General features: G+C 68.2%; 3 protein-coding genes. All 3 read right to left on the bottom strand.

The genetic code is table 11. The features are described 5' to 3' along the window. Positions 1 to 99: 99 nt before the first annotated feature. The 3 genes from DQW85_RS25660 to DQW85_RS25650 are packed head-to-tail and all read right to left on the bottom strand — an operon-like array spanning position 100 to position 3,156. On the bottom strand, positions 100 to 546 hold the full coding sequence (locus DQW85_RS25660; RefSeq protein ID WP_113702525.1) for a DUF6262 family protein: 447 nt from the start codon (positions 544 to 546) through the stop codon (positions 100 to 102). Continuing rightward, positions 536 to 2,032 carry a tyrosine-type recombinase/integrase gene (locus DQW85_RS25655; protein WP_205315405.1) on the bottom strand — a complete coding sequence of 499 codons (1,497 nt, stop codon included), beginning with the start codon at positions 2,030 to 2,032 and terminating at the stop codon, positions 536 to 538. The genes DQW85_RS25660 and DQW85_RS25655 overlap by 11 nt, the downstream gene beginning before the upstream one ends. Before the next feature lie 14 nt (positions 2,033 to 2,046). Beyond that, complete coding sequence (locus tag DQW85_RS25650; RefSeq protein ID WP_113702524.1) at positions 2,047 to 3,156, bottom strand: tyrosine-type recombinase/integrase; 1,110 nt, start codon at positions 3,154 to 3,156, stop codon at positions 2,047 to 2,049. Positions 3,157 to 3,278: the final 122 nt, after the last annotated feature.

The raw sequence follows: 3,278 nt of genomic DNA, 5'->3' as shown, positions 1-3,278 counted from the left end.
CGTTATCTTGAGCTTCGAAGCGGCGTGCGGCGTTGACCTGGGGCGATGCGGTGAGGACAGTGTTCATGAGGCAGCTCAGGAGGCTGCCTGTGGGCCCTGTCAGCAGGGCCCGATCGTTGCCGAACCGCGACCTCGGCGGCGGGCCGTCGGAACGGCCGGGCTCTGGAGCCGGGCGGCGCGGAGATCGCCGAGCGCGCGGGCGAGTTGTTCTCGGAGCTGGCGGTTCTCCTCGGTGAGGCGGCGGTTGCGCTCGTTGGCGGCTTCCAGCCGCCGACGGAGCGAGGCATCGGATGCTCGTTGCCGGACCGGGACCGGCGTGGCGGAGGCGCGCTGTCGTTCAGAGCGCAGATGTTCGATCTCGGCGCGCAGGTCGGGCTGGGTGTAGAGCCAGGACCGTGAGACGCCGGCAGCACGAGCCACGATGTCGAAGGTGACGGCCGTGCCCTGGGCGTCGATCTCGCGCAGTGCCTGGATCGCCTTGGCCCGGGTGTACTCGTGCCGGTTGCGGGCCGCGGCGAGGATGTGGCGGGAGTTGTCAGCCCGCATCGCTCACCTCCGTGCCATCGGGAGCTTCGTCGACCTCGAGGGCGGTAATGATCCGGTCGAGGTTGCCGAGGACCTGCTGGTTCATCTCGACGACGCGGAGCTGGCCGCGGGCCTCGGCGGCCGAGACGATCTGCAGGAGCTGTTGGCGCTGCTGCCGGTGCTGAGGCAGGAACTCCGATGTCGTCACGAACATCGGGCACGTCAAGCAGGCATTGGCGTGTGGACAGGTCTTCTGCACCGGCAGGCCGCAGAAGCCATTGGGTAGGGCCTGGGTGACCCGGCCGAGACGCTGCTTGGCCCAGGCCGCCTCGGCCACGGGCCCTTCGGGGTCGAGAGTGACGGCCTGGCCGGTGATGTCAACCTTGCGGGCCCGCTCCCAATGCCGGCGGATGGTGGTGTCGCTCAGCCGGGCGTAGTGCGCCGTCATCATGTGGGAGTCGTGGTCGAGGATCCGGCGCACGACTTCCTGCGGGACGTCCCGGTTGATCAGCCGGGTCCCCAGCGTGTGACGGAACTGGTGAGGGGTGACCTTCACAAGGCGGCCGTGTTCGTCACGGACGTCGCATGCCTTCAACCACTGGTGCATCGCGGTCCGGTAGACGTTGTCGTCCGTGGGCTCGTGGCCTTTTGAGTTCTTCAGGGGTCGCGGGAAGAGAACCGGAGTGCCGTGTGGCCAGCGATCACGGAGGCGGCGCTGGTGATCTCGGATCTCGCGTTCGAGTTCCTCATCGATGGGGACGAGCGCTTCACGTTTCATCTTGTGGTTCAGGTAGCGCAGATAGGGGGCGCCGTCGGCGTCGTGGACGATGCAGTCGTGCGGCAGCCGCACCGTGTCGGTGATCCTCAGTCCGCAGCGCATCAGGATGAGCGTGACCAGCCGGTGGGCCGGGTTCTTCCAGCGGTCCAGGTTCGAGGGGTGCTCCAGCTGTGTCATCACGGTTTCGCTCAGCGCCCGGGGCAACCGCTCGTCGCGACGGGGAAAGTCCTCGTGGAAGAACACAGCGCTAGCGGGCAGGGTGTCGTCCCAGCCATGCTGGCGAATGGCCAGGAAGAAGAGGTTGAGCTGCCCGATGAAGTGCCGGTGCACCACTCGCCCCGAGTAGTCGGCGTGCAACTGGGCGAGATACCGCTCCAGCAGCGGCCGGTCCACCTGATCAAGGCGGACGACGCAGACCGCCGGCGATGCGAGGAACTGTGCGAAGTAGGTGAGGACTCGTGTGCCGGAAGCTGCCGATTCGGCGCCAAGCCCAGTGCTGAGCCGCCACCGGGCCCACCGCTTGGCCAGATCCTTCAGCCAGGGCTGTGGGATCCGGTCGAAGAGGATATGGGCGACCTTGGCCTTGATCCCCAGCTCGCGCAGCCGCCAGACGTCCCGGTCGTACTCGCTGTCCCAGCCACATCGCCGGCTGGATTCCTCAGTGCGCTGCCCTGCATGGAGCTGGAATTGGGGGCGTTCGGGCCCTGCCTCTCCCGGGTCGGCGGGCATGTGCGAGCTCTCGCTCACAGCCGTACCTCCGTGCCGTCGAACCAGCCAGCGGCCTCGAGTGCCTTCCGGGCATCTTCGGCGGTGAGGTGCCCATAGGCGTCGGTCGTGGTGGTCAGGCAGGCGTGTCCGAGGAGCTTGCTGACGACCTCGACCGGGGTGCCACCGCGCAGCAGCCTGGTGGCGTAGGTGTGGCGGCACCAGTGGGGGTCGTAGTCGATGCCGGTCCTGCGACGGAGCCGTCTGACCAGGTCGTAGACGGCCGCATAGGTCATCGCGTGCCCGCGCGGGGCGGCCCAGAGGTTGACGAAGACGTAGTCGGAGTCGAGATCGCCGTACTCGGCGTGCATGTAGTCGGCGTAGAGACGGATCAGCTCGGCGCCGACCGGGACCGTCCTGCCCGTCGCCGACTTGGTGCGCGCGCCGTTGTCGTTGAGCCGCGGCACTACCGACAGTTCGCGCTCGGCGACGGCCCAGTCCTCGTGCCGCAGCCCGAGGGCCTCGCCGATCCGCATGCCTGAGTCGAACAAGACGGCGAACAGCAGCCGGTCCCGCAGCCGCTCGCAGGCGTCCAGGATGGCCTGGGCCTCGGCCGCGCTGAGGATGCGCGGGAGCTTCTTCGCCGCCTTGAGTGAGATCGCCCGCCGTTGCTGTGGCCGGCCCTTGGAGACATGATGCAGGAACGGCCTCCAGGCGGTGCTTCGGTGACCGGCTGGCTGCCACGTCGTCAGCAGCTCGCCCAGGTCGACGCCGTGACGGGCCGCGTGCTGGTAGAAGGCGCTGACCGCCGAGAGCTTCCGGTTGACCGTGGCTTCCCCGCAGTGGTGCTCGACCGACGGCAGCACCGTGACCGCGCCGGCCCGGGCCGCGGGCGGCAGCCGCAGCCAGGCGACGAACTCACCGACGTCCTCCAGGCGCACCTCGCGCCAGTCCAGCCCGCACATAGCAAGGAAGGAGAACCAGTCCTTCAGGTCGTGCGCGTATGCCTTGACCGTGTTCGGGGAGCGCTCGATGTCGGTGAGGTAGGCCAGGTAGCGCTCGACCGGCTCGACGGGAACGGCGTCGTCGCCAAGCACCGTCCACGACTCAACCGGCGAGGCAGGCATCACCACGCGCTGTACGAGCATCGGACCTCCGGGGGATCTGCGTGACGGACGGCGGCAGATAACCACATCCACCAGGCAGAATTCGAGGCCTCACCAGGGCTTGCTCAACGTCGAGGTCGCCCTTCGGGCGGCTCAAGATAACG

It is taken from the genome of Nonomuraea lactucae (assembly GCF_003313395.1).
GTDB classification, from domain to species: domain Bacteria; phylum Actinomycetota; class Actinomycetes; order Streptosporangiales; family Streptosporangiaceae; genus Nonomuraea; species Nonomuraea lactucae.
Note: the sequence above shows the minus strand (reverse complement) of the source record. Positions and strands in the feature narration are given on the sequence as shown.

Excerpts from the sequence above, each read along its gene's own strand:
- DQW85_RS25650 (WP_113702524.1), bottom strand. The coding sequence starts at position 3,156 with ATGCTCGTACAGCGCGTGGTGATGCCTGCCTCGCCGGTTGAGTCGTGG.
- DQW85_RS25660 (WP_113702525.1), bottom strand. The coding sequence starts at position 546 with ATGCGGGCTGACAACTCCCGCCACATCCTCGCCGCGGCCCGCAACCGG.
- DQW85_RS25655 (WP_205315405.1), bottom strand. The coding sequence starts at position 2,032 with ATGCCCGCCGACCCGGGAGAGGCAGGGCCCGAACGCCCCCAATTCCAG.